This is a genomic window from Geodermatophilus sp. DF01-2 (assembly GCF_004571065.1).
GTDB lineage: Bacteria > Actinomycetota > Actinomycetes > Mycobacteriales > Geodermatophilaceae > Geodermatophilus.
This window is the reverse complement of sequence record NZ_SPQN01000001.1, coordinates 81,144-100,564: the sequence shown is the minus strand read 5'-3', so window position 1 is coordinate 100,564 and position 19,421 is coordinate 81,144. Positions and strand designations below refer to the sequence as shown.

19 protein-coding genes are annotated in these 19,421 nt (G+C 72.6%); 16 read left to right on the top strand and 3 right to left on the bottom strand.

Features of this window, described 5'->3' with window-relative positions:
• Nucleotides 1-34: 34 nt before the first annotated feature.
• The 4 genes from E4P41_RS00455 (at nucleotide 35) to purB (ending at nucleotide 4,885) form a co-directional block, all read left to right on the top strand.
• Entirely contained in the window at nucleotides 35-577 is a 543-nt protein-coding gene (locus E4P41_RS00455; protein ID WP_135138913.1) for a tripartite tricarboxylate transporter TctB family protein, read from the top strand.
• The gene (locus E4P41_RS00450; RefSeq protein WP_135138912.1) at nucleotides 574-2,103 is read left to right on the top strand and encodes a tripartite tricarboxylate transporter permease; all 1,530 of its coding nucleotides are present in this window, start codon (nucleotides 574-576) and stop codon (nucleotides 2,101-2,103) included. The genes E4P41_RS00455 and E4P41_RS00450 overlap by 4 nt, the downstream gene beginning before the upstream one ends.
• A 97-nt stretch (nucleotides 2,104-2,200) precedes the next feature.
• On the top strand, nucleotides 2,201-3,346 hold the full coding sequence (locus E4P41_RS00445) for an acyl-CoA dehydrogenase (RefSeq protein WP_135138911.1): 1,146 nt from the start codon (nucleotides 2,201-2,203) through the stop codon (nucleotides 3,344-3,346).
• A 189-nt stretch (nucleotides 3,347-3,535) separates the two neighbouring features.
• Nucleotides 3,536-4,885 (top strand): adenylosuccinate lyase, encoded by a 1,350-nt coding sequence (gene purB, locus E4P41_RS00440; RefSeq protein ID WP_135138910.1) that lies wholly within the window; start codon nucleotides 3,536-3,538, stop codon nucleotides 4,883-4,885.
• A 61-nt stretch (nucleotides 4,886-4,946) separates the two neighbouring features.
• On the opposite strand, the gene E4P41_RS00435 is transcribed toward purB, so the two are convergent.
• Nucleotides 4,947-5,459, bottom strand: coding sequence for a carboxymuconolactone decarboxylase family protein (locus E4P41_RS00435; protein ID WP_135138909.1), 513 nt, complete (start codon nucleotides 5,457-5,459; stop codon nucleotides 4,947-4,949).
• 74 nt (nucleotides 5,460-5,533) lie between these two features.
• Between E4P41_RS00435 and E4P41_RS00430 the strand changes: the two genes are divergently transcribed.
• Genes E4P41_RS00430 through E4P41_RS00395 form a run of 8 tightly spaced genes read left to right on the top strand, consistent with a single transcriptional unit; the run spans nucleotide 5,534 to nucleotide 13,420 of the window.
• On the top strand, nucleotides 5,534-6,745 hold the full coding sequence (locus E4P41_RS00430; RefSeq protein WP_209307449.1) for a CoA transferase: 1,212 nt from the start codon (nucleotides 5,534-5,536) through the stop codon (nucleotides 6,743-6,745).
• Nucleotides 6,742-7,527: an enoyl-CoA hydratase/isomerase family protein gene (locus tag E4P41_RS00425; RefSeq protein WP_135138908.1), complete on the top strand. Its 786-nt coding sequence runs from the start codon at nucleotides 6,742-6,744 to the stop codon at nucleotides 7,525-7,527. Before E4P41_RS00430 ends, E4P41_RS00425 begins: the two co-directional genes overlap by 4 nt.
• Nucleotides 7,528-7,531: 4 nt before the next feature.
• Nucleotides 7,532-8,266, top strand: coding sequence for an SDR family oxidoreductase (locus tag E4P41_RS00420; RefSeq protein ID WP_135138907.1), 735 nt, complete (start codon nucleotides 7,532-7,534; stop codon nucleotides 8,264-8,266).
• Between the two features lie 37 nt (nucleotides 8,267-8,303).
• Entirely contained in the window at nucleotides 8,304-9,323 is a 1,020-nt protein-coding gene (locus E4P41_RS00415; protein WP_135138906.1) for an LLM class flavin-dependent oxidoreductase, read from the top strand.
• Entirely contained in the window at nucleotides 9,320-10,312 is a 993-nt protein-coding gene (locus E4P41_RS00410; RefSeq protein ID WP_135138905.1) for a hypothetical protein, read from the top strand. Before E4P41_RS00415 ends, E4P41_RS00410 begins: the two co-directional genes overlap by 4 nt.
• Nucleotides 10,309-11,508 (top strand): CoA transferase, encoded by a 1,200-nt coding sequence (locus E4P41_RS00405; RefSeq protein WP_135138904.1) that lies wholly within the window; start codon nucleotides 10,309-10,311, stop codon nucleotides 11,506-11,508. Before E4P41_RS00410 ends, E4P41_RS00405 begins: the two co-directional genes overlap by 4 nt.
• Nucleotides 11,505-12,341, top strand: coding sequence for a citryl-CoA lyase (locus E4P41_RS00400; protein WP_209307448.1), 837 nt, complete (start codon nucleotides 11,505-11,507; stop codon nucleotides 12,339-12,341). The genes E4P41_RS00405 and E4P41_RS00400 overlap by 4 nt, the downstream gene beginning before the upstream one ends.
• Nucleotides 12,338-13,420, top strand: coding sequence for an isocitrate/isopropylmalate family dehydrogenase (locus E4P41_RS00395; RefSeq protein WP_135138903.1), 1,083 nt, complete (start codon nucleotides 12,338-12,340; stop codon nucleotides 13,418-13,420). The genes E4P41_RS00400 and E4P41_RS00395 overlap by 4 nt, the downstream gene beginning before the upstream one ends.
• Before the next feature lie 5 nt (nucleotides 13,421-13,425).
• Here E4P41_RS00395 and E4P41_RS00390 read toward each other — a convergent pair whose 3' ends face one another.
• Entirely contained in the window at nucleotides 13,426-14,463 is a 1,038-nt protein-coding gene (locus E4P41_RS00390; protein WP_135138902.1) for an AbrB family transcriptional regulator, read from the bottom strand.
• Between the two features lie 105 nt (nucleotides 14,464-14,568).
• Between E4P41_RS00390 and E4P41_RS00385 the strand changes: the two genes are divergently transcribed.
• Nucleotides 14,569-15,369, top strand: a complete 801-nt coding sequence (locus E4P41_RS00385) for an SDR family NAD(P)-dependent oxidoreductase (RefSeq protein ID WP_135138901.1) — start codon at nucleotides 14,569-14,571, stop codon at nucleotides 15,367-15,369.
• A 35-nt stretch (nucleotides 15,370-15,404) separates the two neighbouring features.
• Here E4P41_RS00385 and E4P41_RS00380 read toward each other — a convergent pair whose 3' ends face one another.
• Nucleotides 15,405-16,262, bottom strand: coding sequence for an NUDIX hydrolase (locus tag E4P41_RS00380; RefSeq protein WP_245177006.1), 858 nt, complete (start codon nucleotides 16,260-16,262; stop codon nucleotides 15,405-15,407).
• Between the two features lie 359 nt (nucleotides 16,263-16,621).
• Here E4P41_RS00380 and E4P41_RS00375 point away from each other — a divergent pair, with 359 nt between their 5' ends.
• The 3 genes from E4P41_RS00375 to E4P41_RS00365 all read left to right on the top strand — a co-directional run bounded on the left by E4P41_RS00375 (nucleotide 16,622) and on the right by E4P41_RS00365 (nucleotide 19,401).
• Nucleotides 16,622-17,635, top strand: a complete 1,014-nt coding sequence (locus E4P41_RS00375; protein WP_167760850.1) for a tripartite tricarboxylate transporter substrate binding protein — start codon at nucleotides 16,622-16,624, stop codon at nucleotides 17,633-17,635.
• Between the two features lie 144 nt (nucleotides 17,636-17,779).
• Nucleotides 17,780-18,580, top strand: a complete 801-nt coding sequence (locus tag E4P41_RS00370; protein ID WP_167760849.1) for an LLM class flavin-dependent oxidoreductase — start codon at nucleotides 17,780-17,782, stop codon at nucleotides 18,578-18,580.
• 44 nt (nucleotides 18,581-18,624) lie between these two features.
• Entirely contained in the window at nucleotides 18,625-19,401 is a 777-nt protein-coding gene (locus tag E4P41_RS00365) for an enoyl-CoA hydratase-related protein (RefSeq protein ID WP_135138898.1), read from the top strand.
• Nucleotides 19,402-19,421: the final 20 nt, after the last annotated feature.

Genomic DNA, 19,421 nt, shown 5'->3' with positions numbered 1-19,421 from the left:
GCCGGACCGGTGTCCGACCACAGGAAAGGGACGTATGAGTCCGCAGAGCCCGACCGGCAGCACCCGCGCCGGCCGCCCGGCCCTGGACAGCAAGCGTCGGGGTCGCATCATCGCCGGGACCCTCGGCCTCCTGCTCGGCGTCTGGTTCAGCTGGTACACGTGGGTGAACGTGCCCTTCGGCACCCAGGAACGACCGGGCGCCGGCGTCTTTCCGCTGTTCGTCGGCCTCTTGATGATCGCGGTGTCGCTGCTCACGATCGCGGAGGCGTGGTTCACCGACCAGGTGTCCGGTGAGATCAACTTCCCGAAGGGCGAGAAGCTGCGCACGGTGCTGCTGATGGCTGTGGCGCTGATCCTGCTCATCACCTTCTACCAGCCGCTGGGTCAGTACGTCGCTTCGGTCCTGTTCATGATCGCGGCGCTGTTCGTGCTGGGCACGCGCTCGTGGGTGCGCAACGTCGTCTACGGGACGGCGATCGGCGTGGGCATCTCCGCGTTCTTCGTGGAGCTGCTCGGAGTCCGCCTGCCCATGGGTCTGCTCGGCCCGACCGGCCTGATCGGGGGGCTGTTCTGGTGAACCCCATCGAAGGGCTGCTCTACGGGCTCGAACTGGTCTTCACGCCGGAACTGCTGCTCGCCGCGTTCGTCGGCGCGGCGGCGGGCACGGCGATCGGCGTGCTGCCGGGCCTCGGCCCGGTGGCCGGGGCCGCGTTGATCCTGCCGCTGACCTTCACCCTGCCACCGGCGGCCGGTCTGATCATGATCGCCGGGGTCTACGCCGGGTCGATGTACGGCGGGTCGACCACGTCGGTCTTGATGAACATGCCCGGGGAGGCCGCGTCGGTGGTCACGGCCATCGACGGCTACGAGATGACCCGCAAGGGCCGCGCGGGGCCCGCCCTGTCGATCATGGCGGTGGGCTCGTTCATCGCCGGCACGATCGCGATCATCCTGGTGACGCTCATGTCGCCGATCGTGGCCGAGGTGGCGTTCCTCTTCGGACCGGCCGAGTACCTGGCCCTGACCGGGGGTGGTCTGCTGGTGCTCGCCCGGGTGGCGGGCGGCAGCACGGCCAGCGGGTACTTCCCGATGGTCCTGGGCGTCCTGCTGGGCACCGTCGGCATCGAGCAGGTGACCGGCGTGTTCCGGTACACCTTCGGGCTGCAGGAGCTGGCGCTGGGCTTCTCGCTGGTGCCGGTGGCCGTCGGCCTGTACGGCATCGCCGAGATCTTCCTGATCATGGAGGACCCGGAACGGGCGACCAGGATCAAGAGCGTCAAGCTCCGGGAGCTGCTGCCCAGCCGCGAGGAGTGGCGGCGCGCGTGGGCTCCGTGGGGCCGCGGTTCGCTGATCGGCTTCTTCTTCGGTCTGCTCCCGGGACCGTCGGCCACGCTGTCGAGCTTCGCCGCGTACCGCACGGAGCAGGCGGTCTCGAAGAACCGGGACCGGCTGGGCAAGGGTGCGGTCGAGGGCGTCGCAGGGCCGGAGGCGGCGAACAACGGCGCGGCGGTGGGCAGCCTCGTGCCACTGCTGTCGCTGGGGCTGCCGTTCTCCGCGACGTTCGCCCTCATGCTCGCCGCGATGGTGGTGCAGGGCATCCAGCCCGGCCCGCTGCTGATCGAGCAGCGCCCGGACATCTTCTGGAGCCTCATCGCGTCGATGTACGTCGCGAACGTGATGCTGCTGATCCTCAATCTGCCGTTGGTGGGGGTCTGGGTCAGTGTGCTGCGGATCCCGAAGAGCCTGCTGATGCCCGGCATCATGGTGATCGCCGTGATCGGGGCGTACAGCACCCGCTTCAGCCCGCTGGACGTCTGGGTCCTCGTGATCATGGGCGCGCTCGGCTATCTCCTGCGAAAACTCGACTTCGCGCTGGCGTCGATGATCGTCGGACTGGTCCTCGGGCCGTTCATCGAGAAACACCTCCGGGAGGGGTTGTTCCTCAGCCGGGGCGATTTCTCCTACTTCCTCGACAGCGGCATCTCGATCGGCATCTGGTCCGTCGCGGTCCTGGTGATGCTCGGCGGCCCGATCTGGAAGCTGGTCCGTCGCCGGATCGTCGGCGAGGAGTCCGACAAGGTGAAGCTCGAGGTCGAGGACTGAGCGCTCCCCGGCGACCACCCGAGCGGTGGCCGCCGGGAGTTTCTTTGGCGAGCTTTCCTATAGAATATTGCGTCATTCGACACAGGAGGGTACGAACGTGGACTTTCGGCTCGACGAGGATCAGGAGGCGTTCGCGGCCGCGGTCCGCGACTTCGCCCGCTCGGAGCTGCAGGCATCGGCCGTCGAGCTGGCCCACGAGCCCGGCTATCCGTGGGACGTGGCCAAGCAGCTGGCCAGGAACAACCTCCTGGGCCTGACGCTCAAGGAGGAGGACGGCGGTCAGGGCGCTTCCCTCATGGACGCGGTCATCGCGATCCAGGAGGTCGCCTACGCCTCCCCGAAGGCGGCCGACATCGTGCAGGCCGGCAGCTTCGGCGCCATCCGCACGTTCGCCGAGTACGGAACCCCCGAGCAGAAGGAACGCTTCCTTCCGGGGCTGCTCTCGGGCGAGAAGGTGATCTCGCTCGGCATGTCGGAGTCGGAGGCCGGCTCCGCGGTGACCGAGCTGCGCACCACCGCCGTGCAGGACGGCGACGAGTACGTCGTCAACGGCGCCAAGATCTTCGGGACGCACAGCCCCGACGCGACGCTGTACCTGGTGTACGTCCGGTTCGGTCCGGGGACGTCGAACATCGGCTCGGTCCTGGTCGAGCGGGACACCCCCGGCCTCACCGTCGGCGCGAAGCACGAGTACATGAGTGGTGAGGAGTGGTCAGAGCTCGTCTTCGAGGACTGCCGCATCCCGGCCGAGAACGTGCTGCTCGGCCCGGGCGGCTTCAAGAAGCAGATCTCGGGCTTCAACGTCGAGCGGATCGGCAACTCGTCCCGTGCGCTCGCCCTCGGGCGGTACGCGTACAACGAGGCCCGCGAGCACGCGCTGGTGCGCGAGCAGTTCGGCAAGCCCCTGTGCGAGTTCCAGGGGCTGCAGTGGAAGTTCGCCGACATGGCGCTCAAGCTGGAGGCCGCCCAGCTGCTGCTCTACAAGGCCGCCACCAGCGCCGACGACGGGCTGCCCTCGGCCTACGACACCTCCATCGCCAAGCTGGCCTGCAACACGGCCGGGTTCGAGTGCGCGAACGAGGCGCTGCAGGTGATGGGCGGACTGGGCTACAGCACCGACTCGCTCGTCGAGTACTGCCTGCGTCGCACCCGCGGCTGGATGATCGCCGGTGGCTCGCTGGAGATGTTGCGGAACCGGATCGCCGAGTCGGTGTTCGACCGCCGCTTCGACCAGCGCACGTAGTCGACCCCGGCTCCCCCAGCTGCCGACCGGCACCTGCGCACTCGTCGGACCTCGGCGGCATTTCCTCAGCTGGGCGGCGCCTGCACCTCCCGGGATGAAGGCGCTGCGGATGCTCGACACGCACGACCACGGCTGAGCCAACCGCCTCGTGCCCGGCTACCACGAGTTCATCGACAGAAGGAGAGTGCCATGGCAGGCCACGTCATCGACTCCGATCTGTTCGGCAACAGCTACTCCACCCCGCAGATGCGTGAGGTGTTCTCGTCGCGCGGTGTCGTGCAGTCGTGGATCGACGTCGAGAGCGCGCTCGCCCGCGCCCAGGCGGACCTCGGCCTGGTGCCGCGCGAGGCCGCCGAGGACATCACCGAGCGAGGTGTCGTCGACGACTTCGACCTCGCGGCGCTCGGGGAGGGGATCGAGGCGACGTCGCACACGCTGATGCCGTTCCTGCGGCGCTACCAGGAACTCTGCTCCGAGGAGCACCGCGGCTACCTGCACTGGGGCGCGACCACCCAGGACATCGTCGACACCGGCGCGGCGCTGCGGACGAGGCGCGCGCTCGAGATCCTCGCCGAGGATCTCGCCGCCGTCCGCGAGCAGCTGCGGCGGCTCGCCGAGGAGCACGCCGAGACCGTCATGCCCGGGCGTACCCACGGTCAGCACGCGCTGCCGATCACCTTCGGCTACAAGGCCGCCACCTGGCTCGCCGAGGTGGACCGCCATCGCCAGCGGCTCGCCGAGCTGCGGCCACGGGTCCTCGTGGGCAACCTCAACGGCGCCGTCGGGACGATGGCGTTCGTGGGTGAGGTGGGTCTGGAGGTCCAGGCCAGGGCGCTCGACGACCTCGGGCTCGCGGTGCCCGAGATCTGCTGGCACTCCTCGCGTGACCGGGTGGCCGAGATGGCCGGCTGGCTGGCGATGGCCGGCACCACCCTGGGCCGTATCGGCCGTGAGATCTACCAGCTCCAGAAGACCGAGTTCGGCGAGCTGGAGGAGGCCTTCACCGAGGGCAAGGTCGGCTCCAGCACCATGCCCCAGAAGCGCAACCCCGCGATCAGCGAGTCGATCGTCGCCAAGGCGATGATCCTCAAGGCGCAGGCCCAGCTCGGGTACGACGCGATGATGCAGGAGCACGAGCGCGACAAGGCCCTGTGGCAGACCGAGTGGGAGTTCCTGCCGGAGATGTTCATGCTCATGGGTGGTATCGCCGCCGACAGCCGCAAGGTGCTGGGCCAGCTCGTCGTCAACGGCGACCGGATGCGCCAGAACATCGGGCTCACCGGGGGGCTGATCATGGCCGAGTCGATCATGCTCAAGCTGGCCGAGGTGGTGGGGCGCCACAGGGCCCACGACCTCGTCTACGAGATCGCGATGGGCTGCGCGGAGACGGGAACCCCGTTCGCGGACGCGCTCAAGGCCGACGCCACTGTCTCCTCCGTTCTCGGCGAGGACGCGATCGAGGAACACCTGGACCCGCTGCGCTACACCGGGCTGGCGGCGCAGATGGCGCGGGCCGTCGCCGGCGCGCCGCCCAGCTGAGGGAATGCCGCCGAGGTTCGGCGAGTGCGCAGGTGCCGGTCGGCACCCGGGGGGCCTGGGGTCAGGGCTCGTTCTCGCCGATCTCCAGGGCGACGAGGAACCGCGACACCATGTTGTAGGCGGCGATCGTGGCGGTGAGCTCGACGGTGCCCCGCTCGCCGAGCAGCTCCCGCACGTCGGCGAACAGCTCGGCGGGCACCCGGACGTCCTGGGTCACCGCGTCGGTGTAGGCCACGACGGTCGCGTGCTCGGCGCGCAGCCCGGCGACGTCGCGGTCCGCGCGCAGGAGTTCCAGCCGCTCCTCCGGGAAGCCGGCACGGACCAGCAGCGGTGCGTGGGCGCGCCACTCGTAGTCGGCGTCGTTGAGGGCGGCGATCCGGCAGATGGCCAACTCGCGCAGGTCGGCGGCCAGCTCGAACCGCGAGCGGACGGCGCCCAGCAGGGTGTTCCAGCCGTCGGCGAGCGGCTCGCTGTGCAGCAGCATCCGGTCCAGCGGCGTGAGCGAGCCGCCGCGGCGCGCACGGACCCGCTCGGCCACCTCGCCGGCGGGGTCGACGTCGGGCAGGCGGGCCATGGCAGCTCCTCACAAGTTTCCTACAGGATGTCGACTATGGTACGGATCACCACCAACGGAGCGAAGGAGGTGCGGTGCCGGTGACCGACGGGCCGCTCGACGGCTTCCGCGTCCTGGATATGACCCAGGTCCTGGCAGGGCCGTACTGCACGATGACGCTCGCCGACATGGGCGCCGACGTCATCAAGGTGGAGGGCCCGGACCGCACGTCGCGCAGGTTCGGTTTCGCCATGAGCGGCGACGACGGGGCCGCATTCCTGGCGCTGAACCGGAACAAACGCAGCTTCACCGTCGACCTCAAGGACGACGACGGCCGCCGGGCGCTGGTCGACCTGGTGGCCACCGCCGACGTGTTCGTCGAGAACTACCGGCCCGGCGTGATGGCCCGGTTGGGCATCGACTACGCCGCCCTGCGCGCGGTCAACCCGCGCCTGGTCTACGCCAGCATCTCCGGCTTCGGGCAGACCGGGCCGTACGCGCAGCGCCCGGGCTACGACATCATCGCCCAGGGGATGTCGGGGATCATGAGCGTCACCGGAGCGTCCGATGGGCCCCCGATGAAGGCCGGTCTCCCGGTCGCCGACCTGGCCGCCGGCCTGATCGGGGCCAACGCGATCCTCACGGCACTGCTCGCCCGGGTGCGCACCGGCGAGGGGCAGTACATCGACACCTCGCTGTTCGACGCGGCGATGTCGATGTCGGTCTGGGAGAGCGCCCAGGTGTGGACGACGGGCGAGGTGCCCGGCCCGCTCGGGTCGGCGCACCGGGGCTCGGCGCCGTACCAGGCGCTGCGGGCCGCCGACGGGCACCTGGTCGTCGCGGCCAACAAGCCGCACTTCTGGCACAACCTGTGCGAGGTGCTCGACCGGGCCGACCTCGAGGACGACCCCCGGTTCGCGACCAACGCCGACCGGCTGCGCAACCTCGACCAGCTGGTGCCCGAGCTGGAGGCCGCGCTGGCCGGCCGCACGGTGGCCGACTGGGTCGACACGCTCCTGGCGGCCAACGTGCCGGCGGGGCCGATCCTCGACTACCGGGAGTCGCTGTCCGATCCGCACACGCTGGCCAGGGGCATGGTGCAGGAGCTCGACCACCCCGTCGAGGGGCGTGTCCACACCCTCGGCATCCCGGCCAAGCTCAGCGCGACGCCGGGCAGCCTGCGCCGCCCCGCCCCGCTGCAGGGCGAGCACACCGTCGAGCTGCTCGGCGAGCTCGGCTACGACCGGGCACGTATCGACCGGCTGCTCACCCGGGGCAGCGTCCGCGCGACGGAGGAGAACCTGTGAACGACCGACCCCTGGTCCGTGTCGACCGACCGTCGCCGGGCGTCGCCGTGCTCACCGTCGACAGCCCGCCGCGCAACGCGTTCACGCGGGATGTCGGTGCAGCCTTCTTCGCGGCGTTCGAACCGCTGGACGCCGACCTCGACGTGCGCTGCGTGGTGATCACCGGCGCCGGGACGGCGTTCCTGGCCGGAGGGGACCTGCGCCTGCAGCAGTCGCTGAAGACCCCCGAGGACAACGAGGCCTACGTCAACCATCCGGAGAGCCTGAGCGCCGCGATGCGCCGGGTGGAGGAGTCCCGGGTGCCGGTGATCGCGGCCGTCAACGGTCCCGTGGCCGGGGGCGGGCTGGAGTTCGCCCTGGGCTGCGACGTCCGGCTGGCCGCGACCACCGCCAGCTTCGTCGCGGCGGGCGTGAACGTGGGGCTCATCCTGAGCTGGTACCGGCTGCCGCGCACCATCGGCCTCGGCCCCGCCAAACAGATGCTGCTGACCGGCGCTCCCTGCGACGCGGCCACTGCCGAGCGCTGGGGGCTGGTGACCGCCGTCCACGAGCTCGGCGACCTGCTCCCCGCCGCGATCGCGCTGGCCGAACGGATCGCGTCGCGGGCACCGCTGAGCGTGGAGCTCACGAAGGCCTGCGCCAACCGGGCCTTCGACCTGACCACCGAGGAGGCGAGCGCGGTGCAGCGCGAGAAGTTCCTCGAGATGCTCGCGACCCGCGACCACCACGAGGCCCTCGACGCGTTCTTCGACCGCCGTCGGCCGGCCTTCGAACGGTGGTAGACCCGTGGATCTCGAGCTCCAGGGCCGACGTGTGCTCGTCACCGGCGCCAGCGGCGGGCTGGGCGCGGCGATCGCGGCCGGCTTCGTGGCGGAGGGCGCCCGCGTGCTCGCGGCCTCCCGCACCGACGAGTACCCGGTACCGGACGGCGTCGCCGGTCGCGTCCTCGCCGACCTCGGCGCTCCGGAGGCCGGGGAGACCCTGGCCGCCGCCGCCCGGGAGACCCTCGGCGGGCTGGACACGCTGGTCGCCGCGGCCGGCGGCGCGGTGAAGGGCCGGGTCGACGAACTCCCGGACGAGGTCTGGGACGCCGGGCTGGAGGTCAACCTGCGCAGCGCGATCCGGCTGGTGCGGGCGACGGCGCCGCTGCTCAGGACGTCCGGCGGCCGGGTCGTCCTGCTCAGCGCCCTCTCGGCGAGCGAACCGCGCGGCGGGCACGCGGTGTCCAACGTCGGCAAGGCCGGCCTGGCCGCGCTGGGCAAGACGCTCAGCCGGGAGCTGGCCACCGACGGCGTCCTGGTGAACTGCGTCGCACCGGGGCGGATCCGCAGCCGCCAGCTCGACCGGAACTTCCCGAGCGAGGAGGCCCGCGCGGAGTTCGCCGCGGCGCACATCCCGCTCGGCCGCTTCGCGGGCCCCGAGGAGATCGTCCCGGTGACGCTGCTCCTCGGCTCGCCGGCCAACACCTACATCACCGGCCAGACCGTCGGCGTCGACGGCGGCATGGCCTGGGGCATCTGACCCCACCGGCAGCACCCATCCTCGAAGGAGCACGCGGATGTACTTCGGCGTCAACCTGCTGGGCCTGGCCCAGCAGCCCCGGGACCAGGACATGCAGGAGCGGTTCGCGGAGCTCCTGGACTGGGTGCACGCCGTCCGCGATGCCGGCTACGACCACTTCACGATGGGTCAGCACTACCTGACCGCACCGTTCCAGCAGTTCCAGCCGGTGCCGCTGCTGGCCCGGCTGATCCCCGAGACCGGCTCGATGCACATGTTCAGCACGCTCGTCGCGCCGCTGCAGAAGCCGGTCGAGCTGGCCGAGACGTGGGCGAGCCTCGACGTCCTGTCCGGTGGGCGGGTCGGGATGTGCCTGGCCCTGGGCTACCGGGACGAGGAGTACGCCGCCTTCGGGGTCGACCAGAAGACCCGGGTGCGCCGCCAGCGGGAGCTCGTGGAGACGCTGATCGCGCTGTGGACCCAGGAGGAGGTCACCGCCGAGGGCCTGGACTTCTCCCTCGACCGGCAGACGGTCACCCTCCGCCCCGTCCAGCGACCGCACCCGCCGATCTGGATCGCGGCCAACGCGGACGCAGCCGTCCAGCGGGCTGCCCGGTGGGGGCTGAAGTGGAACATCAACCCGCACGCGACGCACGAGACCGTCGCGCGGCAGGTGCAGCTGTACGAGGACGCCTGGCACGAGGCCGGGCACGAGGGGAAGCTGACCTTCCCGATCAGCCGCGAGGTCTTCTGCGCCGAGACCCGGGAGGAAGCGGTCCGGCTCGCCTTCCCGTACCTGGGGCAGAAGTACGCCGCCTACGGCAGCTGGGGCCAGGACAAGGCGTTGCCGGGCGACGAGAGCTTCCAGATTCCGCTCGAGGAGCTGGCCGGCGACCGGTTCATCATCGGCGACCCGGACGACGTCGCCCGCGAGATCGCCCGTTACCAGGAGATCGGCGTCGACCGGATGCACCTGCGGACGAACTGGCCCGGGATGCCGCTGGAGACGGCGTTGACCGGCATGCGGCTGTTCGCCCGCGAGGTGGCCCCCCGGTTCCGGACGGACCCGGCGGCGTGACGGCCTCGCTGTCGGTGGCCGGCGGCGCGTCGGGAGCACCGGACCCGGACGACCGGGTGGGCGCGGTCCGGGCCCGTGCCATGGAGTCGGTGGCCCGCACCCGGGCCGTGGGCCCGCACTTCTTCGGCAACGTCGTCGGCATCACGGGGCTGCCCCGCTCGGGGGACGCCACCCGCCTGCACCTGGCGCCCGAGCCCGGGGACGGGGCGGGCGGCCGGATCTCGCCGGTCGCCGTCGCCACCGTGGCCGACCTGACGATGAGCGCGTCGATCCGGGCCGTGCTCGGCCCGCAGCGCCGCCTGGGCACGATCACCATGGCGGTGCACCACCTGGAGCCGGTGATGGCCGGGCCGCTGACCACCGAGGGCACCGCCGTCCGGGTCGAGCGCGACGAGGAGCGCGGCTTCGCCCGCTGCGAGCTGCGCGATCCGCGCGGGACCGTCGTGGCGGCCGTGGAGGCCTGGTTCGTCGCCGTGCCCACCCCGCCCGGCAGGACGCTGGGGCCGGTGCCCTGGGAGCTGCCCGACGACGTGCCGGTCCCCCCGGTTCCCGAGGGTGAGCTGACCACCGCCGAGCGGGCCGCGGTGGCGGCGTGCGTGGCGGCCGCCCGGCGGGCGGCCGCGGCCGGGACCTCGGTCGTGGACGAGCTCCTGGCCGGCACGTGGACCGGGACCGGGACGGACGTCGTCCGCGGCGAGATCCCGGTCGGGCCGGCGCACGCCAATCGCGGCGGGCAGGTGCAGGGCGGCGCGCTGTACGGCGCGGCCGCGCTCGGTGCCGGTCGGGTCGTGGCCGACGGGATGTCGCTGGCCGACGGGCAGCTGTCCTTCCTCGCCCCCGCGGACGGCGATGTGCTCGTGGTCGAGTCGCGCGCGCTGCGGCACGGGCGGCGGACCAGCTTCGCCGAATCGCGGCTGTTCGTGGCGGATCGCCTGGTGGCCACCGGGCAGTTCGCGTTCCACCGCCTGCCGGACGAGTCGGCAGGATGACGACCGCCGACCTGCTGGCCGGGATCCGGGTGCTCGACCTGACCAACGTCCTGGCCGGCCCCTTCGCCGGCTACCAGCTGGGCCTCATGGGGGCCGAGGTGATCAAGGTCGAGGTGCCCGGCAGCGGCGACCTGGCCCGCAACCTGGGTGCCGACCCCGCGCTGTCCGCCCGCGGCCTCGGGGTCTCCTTCCTCGCGCAGAACGCGGCGAAGCGGTCGGTGACGATCGACCTCAAGCACCCCCGGGGACAGGAGGTCTTCCGCCGGCTGGTCGCCTCGGCGGACGTGGTGCTGGAGAACTTCCGGCCCGGGGTGATGGAGCGGCTGGGGTTCGGATGGGAGCGGCTCCGCACCCTGCAGCCCCGGCTGGTCTACTGCGCCGTCTCGGGGTTCGGGCAGACCGGCCCGATGCGCGACCTGCCGGCCTACGACCAGATCGTGCAGGGGCTCTCGGGCGTCATGAGCACGACCGGCACGCCCGGGACCGCCCCGCTGCGGACCGGGTTCCCGGTCTGCGACACCCTCGGCGGCTTCGCGGCCGCGTTCGCCGTCGGCTCGGCCCTGGTGCGGGCGCAGCGCACCGGTGAGGGGAGCTTCCTGGACGTCTCCATGCTCGAGAGCGCGCTGGCCGCCATGGGCTGGGTGGTGTCGGACTACGTGATCGCCGGCCAGCACCCGGTGCCCATGGGCAACGAGAACAAGACCGCGGCGCCCTCGGGCACCTTCCGCACCGCCGACGGGCTGCTCAACATCGCGGCCAACAAGCAGGAGCAGTTCGAGGCGCTGGCGCGGGTCCTCGGCCGGGAGGAGCTGCTCACCGACCCCCGCTTCGCCCTGCGGGAGGACCGCAAGCGCCACCGGGAGGAGCTGCGCGCTGCCCTGGAGGAGACGCTGGTGCAGCGCGGGGTCGACGAGTGGGTGGACGCGCTGGCCGGCACGGGCGTTCCCGCCGCCGCCGTGCTGACCGTGCCCGAGGCCATGGACCTGCCGCAGATCCGCGCGCGGCACCTGCTGCACGAGGTGGAGGTCGCGGACGAGCGCGTCCGGGTCCTGGGCAGCAGCGTGCACGTCGACGGCGCTGCCGTCGGCCCCACCGAGCCACCGCCCCTGCTGGGCGAGCACACCCGTGCCGTGCTGGGCGAACTCGGCTACGACGACGAGACCATCGACGAGCTCTACCGCGAGGGGGCGCTGTGACCACGGGCCTGGACCCGGCCGCCGGCGACTGGTGGCGGACGGCGGTGTCGGAGGTGGCGCCGAACCGCATCCGTTACCGCGGCTACCCGGTGGAACAGCTGATCGGCCGCGTCTCCTTCGTGGAGACGGCCTGGCTGCTGCTGCGCGGTGAGCTCCCCGGGGCGGGGCAGGCGCGGCTGCTGGAGGCGGCGCTGGTCGCCGCGGCCGACCACGGCCCCCAGGCACCGTCGATCGCCGCCGCGCGGATGGCGGCGACCTGCGGGGTGGGACTGAACTCGGCCGTCGCCACCGGCGTGAACCTGCTGGGCGACGTCCACGGCGGCGCCGGGCAGCAGTGCATGCAGGTGCTCGACGGCGTGCGGCACCGGGTGGCGGCCGGGGAGGACCTCGGCGCCGTCGTCGCCGCCGTGCTGGCCGAGCACCGATCCCGGCGGGCGTTCGTACCCGGCTTCGGGCACCGGTTCCACCGGCGTGATCCGCGGCGCGACCCGTTGCTGGCCCTGCTGTCGGCCGCCGTGGACGAGGGCGTCGTCGGCGGTGGGCATCTCGCCGTCCTGCTCGAGTTCGAGCGGCAGCTGGCCGACCGGGCCGGCGCGGCGGTCCCGGTGAACATCGACGGGATCACCGCGGCGATCTACTGCGAGCTCGGCTTCCCGCCGGAGCTGGGCCGGGGGCTGTTCGTGCTCTCCCGCTCGGTCGGGATTCTCGCCCATGCCTGGGAGGAGACCGAGGGCGCCGGGCGGATCAAGGGGCCGCTCCCGCCGTCCTACGTGGCGCCCTACGTCGGGCCCGACGTCCGAGACCTGCCCGCGGAGCACGGAGGACCGGCATGACCCGTACGTACCGGCTGGGCTGCCTGCTGGGTGACGGCATCGGACCGGAGATCGTCCCGGCTGCGCGGCGCGTGCTGGACGCGGCGCTGGACCGCGCCGGGGCGCCGCCGGTCACCTGGCTGGACCTGCCGATGGGCGCGGCGGCGCTGGCCGAGCACGGCGCCGCCCTGCCGGAGCACACCAAGACCGCGCTGACCGGGTGCGACGGGTGGCTGGCCGGGCCCCACGACAGCGAGTCCTACCCGGCCGGGTGGCGGGCCAGCGGCGCCCGGGTGCCCGGCGGGGAGCTCCGGAGCGCGTTCGGGCTCTACGCCAACCTGCGCCCCAGCCGGAACCGGCCCGGCGTCCCCAGCCGGGTGGCGGACGTGGACCTGCTGATCGCGCGGGAGAACAGCGAGGGCTTCTACGCCGACCGCAGCATGGCCGTCGGCTCCGGTGAGTTCATGCCGACGCCGGACCTGGCCCTGGTGGTCGGCAAGTTCTCCCGGGAGGCGATCCGCCGGGTGGTGCGGCTGGCGTTCGAGCTCGCCGAGGGCCGCAGGCAGCACGTCACCCTCGTCCACAAGGGCAACGTGCTGCGTCAGGCGTTCGGGCTGTGGGTGGAGGAGTGCGAGGCCGCGGCGGCGGAGCATCCCGGGGTCCGGCTGGAGACCGTGCTGTTCGACGCGATGGCCGCGCGGCTGGTGCGCCATCCCGAGCAGTTCGACGTCGTGGTCACCGAGAACCTCTTCGGTGACACCCTCTCCGACCTCGCCGGTGAGCTGGTCGGGGCGCTGGGCATGTCGGGCAGCGTCAATGCCGGTGACCGGCACGCCATGGCGCAGGCGGCGCACGGCTCGGCCCCGGACATCGCCGGGCAGGACCTCGCGAACCCGGTCGGGATGATCGTGTCGGCCGCGATGCTGCTGGCCTGGCTCGGCGACCGGCACGCCGACCCCGCCGCCCGGGAGGCCGCGGCGACGATGGAGCGGATGGTCGACGTGGTCCTCGCGGAGGGGATCGCCACCCGCGACGTCGGCGGGGCGGCCGGCACGGTCGCCTTCACCGACGCGGTCGTGGCCGCGATCCGCGGGCGGTAGCGGCCTCAGCGCTCGCGGAGCAGCCGGGCCAGGGGCGGGCCGGCCAGCAGCATGACCAGCATCCGCAGCACCTGGACGGCGAGGACGACGGTGCTGTTCGCGTCGGAGCCGGCGGCCAGCGCGAGCACGACGAAGATCCCGCCGGGTGTCGTGGCGAGGTACCCGTCCAGCGGTGAGAGGCCGGCCACGGCACTGAGCGCGACGCCGAGCCCGCCGCTGGCGAGGATCAGCCCCACGATCAGCGCGGTGGCGATCGGCAGGATGTGCCGGATGGTGCGCAGCGTGCTGCGGGTGAAGCGCAGGCCGACCTGGGCACCGATGACGGCGAAGGCCGCCGCGGGCAGCAGCGCGGGGACGGATGCGGCCAGCGGCACGTCGAAGGCGGCCAGCGTGCCGGCCACCACCAGCGGCCCGAGCAGGTTGGGTGCCGGCAGCCGTGCCAGCCGGCCGGCCCAGGCGCCGACCACGCCGATTCCGAGGACGGCGGCCACCCCGACCGGCCAGGCGAGGCGCTCGCCGCCGGGCGGGGCGGCCTGCTGGCCCGAGCCGCCGAACAGGACGACGGCGGCCACCGGCATGAGGACGACGATCATGAGCACCCGCAGGTACTGCAGCACGGCCACCAGCCGGCCGTCGGCGCCCAGCTCGTCGCTGACCGCCACGATCCCCGCTGCCCCGCCGGCGATCATGCCGAACGCGGCGGTGGTGCGGTCCAGCGGCGTGAAGCGGGCCAGCGCGAGGCCGGCCAGCACGGTGAGCAGCAGCGTGGCCAGGGTGATCGCGGTGATCGGCAGCCAGTAGCCGGCCAGCGTCGTCAGGGTCGAGGGCTGGATGAGCACGCCCATGAGCACGCCGACGACGGCTTGACCGGCGGTGGCGGCCAGCGCCGGGACCTGGAGCTCGTGCCGGCTGGTCAGGGCGTGGGCCAGCCCCACGGCGAGGCCGGCGAACAGGGGTGGGGCGGGGAACCCGAGCCGGTCCAGGCCGACGGCGAGCACGGAGGTGGCGGCCGCGAAGAGGGCCAGCCGGACAGTGGTCCTCACAGGGCTCCGGCCGTCCGGGCGGGCGGGGTGCGGCTCGTTCCCACGCCACCTCCGCTCCGGACCGTTCCGCCAGGAACCTACAGAATGTTGAGTATGTTCTGCGCCATGGGTGGACGGATGTCGGGGAAGGTCGCGATCGTCACGGGCGCCGGGAGCGTCGGGCCGGGGTGGGGCAACGGCCGGGCCGCCGCCGTCCTGTTCGCCGCGGAGGGCGCGCGGGTGCTGGCCGTGGACCTGGACGAGCAGGCGCTCGAGGAGACCCTGGCCGCCGTCGCCGAGCGCGGTGGCGAGATTCGGCCCCACGTCTGCGACGTCACCGACTCCGCCGCCGTCGCCGCGATGGTGGCCTCGTGCACCGAGACGCTGGGCACCCCGGACGTGCTGCTCAACAACGTCGGCGGGTCCCGGGCCGGCGGGGCGATCGAGATGACCGAGCAGCTCTGGCACGAGCAGCTCGACTTCAACCTGACGAGCACCTTCCTCACCTGCAAGGCGGTGCTGCCGCTGATGGTCGAGGCCGGGCGGGGAGCGATCGTGAACACCGCGTCGACCTCCGGCATCCGGTGGACCGGCGCGGCCCAGGTGGGCTACTCCGCGTCGAAGGCCGGGGTCATCGCGTTCACCCGCGCGGTCGCCGTCCAGCACGCGCCCGACGGGATCCGCGCGAACACCGTGGTGCCGGGGCAGATGCACACGCCGATGGTCGAGGCCCGGCTGGCCGGCCAGCGGGCCGGCGGAGACGTCGAGAGGCTGCTCGCCCAGCGGCAGGCCCGCATCCCGCTGGGCTTCATGGGCGACGGGCGCGACACCGCGGCGGCCGCGCTCTTCCTCGCCTCCGACGAGGCCCGCTTCGTCACCGGCACCGAGCTGGTGGTGGACGGCGGGATGTCGGCGCGCTGCGACTGATCCCGCGGTGGGCGGGGTCGGCCGCCCGCCGGGGCTCAGGCCGCAGGCGGCTCGGGCGGGCTGGCGGTGGGCAATGGATCCTCCGCGGTGTCGTGGACCAGGCGCACCTCGCCGTCGACGACGGCCGCGCGTCTCATGATCGGCCGGATCCGGCGCTCGGCGGCCAGCACCGAGGCCACGGTGGCGAAGCCGGACAGCTCGCGCAGCGTGGTGGCGGTGGCCGTCATCACGGTCAGCGCGCCGTCCCGGTGCAGCGCCAGGGCCTCCGCGACCGGGAGCCAGGTGACGTGGTCGGCCTCCCCGCCGACGTCCCTGGTCTGCTGCTTCCCGGGCAGCGCCGCCACGAAGAACCGGGTGTCGAAACGACGGCTGGACCACTCGGGTGTGATCCAGTGCGCCCAGCTGCGCAGCAGATCCGCCCTCAGCACGAGGGACCGGCGGGCGAGGAACTCGCTGAAGGACGTCGCGCCGTCGACGAGCGCCAACCGGTCGGCCTCCCAGTCGTCGCCGGTCGTGTCGCCCACCATCGCGCCGCCGGCGTGCGAGGCGAGCAGGATCCCCGATTCCTCGAAGGTCTCCCGCACGGCGGCACACACGAGCGCCCTGGCCAGGTCGGTGTCGCAGGACAGCTGCCGAGCCCACACGGAGGGGTCGGGGCCGACCCAGCCTATCGATGCGTCGCGGTCCCGCGCGTCGACGGATCCTCCGGGGAAGACGTGCATGCCGGCCCCGAAGGCCATCGAGGTCCGGCGTCTCAGCAGGTAGACCTCGAGGCCTCGGGCACCGTCGCGCAGCAGCACCACGGTCGCCGCGTCCCGCGGTTCGACGACGTCGACGGCGCCGTCGAGGTACCGGCGGATCTGCTCCATCGGGTCGGTCGGGGATCCGGCCATGCCTGTCCTCCTCCTGGACCGCCGGGTGCTCGGCCCGTTCCGGTCATCTTCTGCTCGCCGTCGGCCGGCCGGCCACCCAGGAGGGACGGGGTGTCGTCGCGGGTCCTCCTCGGCGTGCTCGGTCGGGCCGACGGGAGGTGTCCACCGCCCCTCCCGTCCCGGGCGCTTGACATGTGATGTGGAGCACGCCTACCGTGGAAAGTGTTCGGATGCCGGACAAAAGTTCGACACTCGGACTCCATGGCGGAACTGTACGCAGTCGCGCCGCCCGTGTCAGTACTGCTTCCCCGGCACCAGCACAGATCCGTACGCACGCCGTTCGTACGACGGCCGGCTTGACGTCGATGAGGAGAGACCTGATGACTCGATTCCGTCTGGTGACCGCTGCGACGGCGGCCGGAGCACTCCTGCTCGCGGGCTGCGGGGGCGGCGACGACGCCGGCGCGGACGGCGGTGCCGCCGCCCAGCCCGCCAGCGGCTACCCCGAGCGGGAGATCACCTACATCATCCCGTACGACACGGGTGGTTCCACGGATCCCATCGGCCGGCAGTACGCCATGGGGCTGGAGGAGTGCCTGGGCACCGGCGTGGTCGTCGAGAACCGGCCGGGCGCCTCGGCCACGATCGGCACCGGCGCCATCGTCACGGCAGAACCGGACGGCTATACCCTCGGACTGACGACCAGCAGCGCCGTCGGCCTGCAGCCGCTGCTCATGGGGGAGCAGCTGCCCTACGACTCGGCCGAGGACTACCAGCCGCTGATCAAGCTGGCGGACCTGCCGACGGTCCTCACCGTCCGGGCCGACGCGCCGTGGCAGAACCTCGAGGAGTTCATCCAGGCAGCGGAGGCCAATCCGGGCTCCCTGCGCGTGTCCGTGTCCGGTGCGGGCACCACTCCCGATCTGAACGTCCAGCAGCTGAACCGGGCGGCCGGCATCGAGCTCACGAGCGTGCCGTTCACCGGTGGTGGTGGCGAGGCGCTCGTGGCGCTGCTCGGCGGTGAGGTCGAGGCCAACGCCGGCTACGCGCCCAGCGTGCAGGCGCAGGTCGAGGCCGGTGAGCTGCGCGTCCTCGGCGTGTTCTACGACGAGCCCTACTACGCGTTCCCGGACGCACAGACCACCGATGACGCCGGGTACGAAGACGCGTCGCTGCCCGTCTCGTACTACACGATCGCGCCGAACGGTCTGCCCGACGACGTGCTCGACACGCTCGTCTCCTGCTCCGAGGAGATCGTCCAGTCCGACGAGTTCGCCACGTTCGCCGAGGAGAACGGCTACATCCTCAACCCCATCACCACCGACGACGTCCGCGAGAACATCCAGGAGTACCGCGAGCGGTACCAGCCCCTGCTCGACATCGTCGAGGGCTGACCGGGGATCGACCCAACGCCTGGAGGGCCCGGTCGGGCGCCGCCTGCGTCGCTCGCGGGCGGCGCCCGACCTCCGCGGGCGCCGCCCTTCCCCGGAGGGAGGGGGCGGACCATCGTGAGAAGGGGACGTGGAATGCGGGTCGGCATGATCCTGCCGCGGAACGAAGCCGGTGGTGGGCCGCTCACGTCGACGAGCCTGGCCGAGGGCGCCCGGCGGATCGAGCGCACCGGCTTCGACGGCGCGTGGGTGTTCGACGCGCTCAACCGGGGCTTCGTCCTCCCCGATCCGCTCACCGCGCTGGCGGTGGCCGGCACGGTGACCGAGCGGATCGAGCTGGGCAGCTGCATCCTCCAGCTCGGCATCCGCCAGCCGGTCGAGGTGGCCCACCGGGTGATGACCACCCACCTGATCTGCGGCGACCGGCTCTCCCTCGGCGTCGGTGCCGGCTCCACGCGCAACGACTTCCTGGCCTGCGGTGCCTCCTACGAGGACCGCTTCGCCACCTTCGCCGGCTCGGTGGACCTGCTGCGCCGCATCTTCCGCGGCGATCCGCCGGAAGGCGTCGACCTGACCCCGTGGCCGGCCACCGCCGGGGGACCACGGATGCTCATCGGCGCCTGGACCGGCAGCGGCTGGATCCGTCGAGCGGCGGCGGAGTTCGACGGCTGGATCTGCTCCGCGGCCAAGGGCGGCCGGTTGGCCGAGGGCATCGGGCTCTACCGCGCCGCGGGCGGCAGCCGGGCGATGGTCACCAACATCTCCGTCGATCTCGACGGTCCGGAGAGGCCGCCGGCCGAGGGAGCGCCGTTCTCGCTGGAGTGCGGCCCGCGGCAGGCCCGCGAGCGGCTCGGCCGGCTGCAGGAGCTCGGCTTCGACGACGTCATCCTGCGGACGACAGAGCACACCGACCGCAATCTCGAGGCCATCCGCGCGCTCGTCCCCTGAGGGACCCCCGCCGCACGGCCGCACAGAAGGGCGCAGACCACCACATGACCATCGACTTCACGGTGCGGGACGGGATCGCCGAAGTCGTCCTGAACCGGCCCGAGGCGCTCAACGCCATCGATCCGGAGATGCGGGCGGAGCTCGGCCGGATCTGGACGCGCGTCCACGAGGACGACGAGATCCGGGTCGCGGTGCTGACCGGCGCCGGCGACCGGGCGTTCTGCGTCGGCTCGGACCTGAAGAAGACCCCGCCGCCGCCGGAGTCCTACGCCCAGCGCACCTTCGGCCGGGCGACCTCGGACCACCTGCTGGCGACCCTCCGGACCGACAAGCCGCTGATCTGCGCGATCAACGGACTGGCGGTCGGCGGCGGGCTGGAGCTCGCCCTGGCCTGCGACATCCGCATCGCCTCCGAGACCGCCTCGTTCGGGCTCTCCGAGGTGCGCGTGGGCAGCATCCCCGGCGCCGGCGGCACCCAGCGGCTGCCCCGGATGATCAACACCTCCACCGCCATGCAGATGCTGCTCACCGGTGACCGCATCGACGCCGCCGAGGCGTGGCGGGTCGGGCTGGTCGGCGAGCTGTGCGCCCCCGACGGGCTCCTGCCGCGGGCCCGGGAGATCGCCGGGCGGATCGCGGCCAACGCGCCGCTGTCGGTGCGGGCGGTCAAGCGCCTCGTGCAGCAGGGCGCCGACCTGCCGTTGAACACCGCGGTCGACCTGGAGAACTACGTCTGGGGCCTGCTGCGCGACACCGAGGACCGCATCGAGGGACGCCGGGCCTTCCAGGAGAAGCGACCGCCGCAGTACCGCGGGCGCTGACTCCCGCACACCACCGACAT